Source organism: Nocardioides malaquae, from assembly GCF_015070385.1.
GTDB classification, from domain to species: domain Bacteria; phylum Actinomycetota; class Actinomycetes; order Propionibacteriales; family Nocardioidaceae; genus Nocardioides; species Nocardioides malaquae.
Map to the genome: position 1 here is coordinate 1 of NZ_JADCSA010000265.1, position 286 is coordinate 286.

Here is a 286-nt window from a genome sequence, read left to right on the forward strand (position 1 = left end):
AACGATCGAAAGTTGCCTTTGCCATGTTTTTTAAATAATTTAATCTTAGTTATATAATAATATTAGTGTATTCTAATCTTTCTTCTTCAAAATTAGAGCCAATGACGAGATTTGAACTCGTGACCTCTTCCTTACCAAGGAAACGCTCTACCCCTGAGCTACACCGGCATTAAATATTAGAGCGGGAGACCGGGTTCGAACCGGCGACATTCAGCTTGGAAGGCTGACGCTCTACCAACTGAGCTACTCCCGCAATTATTTAAATATAATCCTTTTCAAGTAAAAT

General features: G+C 38.5%; 2 tRNA genes. Both read right to left on the reverse strand.

The annotated features are described in order from the left end of the window. Window positions 1-96 precede the first annotated feature (96 nt). Window positions 97-168, reverse strand: a tRNA-Thr gene (locus IEQ44_RS18540). A 12-nt stretch (window positions 169-180) separates the two neighbouring features. Continuing rightward, window positions 181-253, reverse strand: a tRNA-Gly gene (locus IEQ44_RS18545). Window positions 254-286 lie beyond the last annotated feature (33 nt).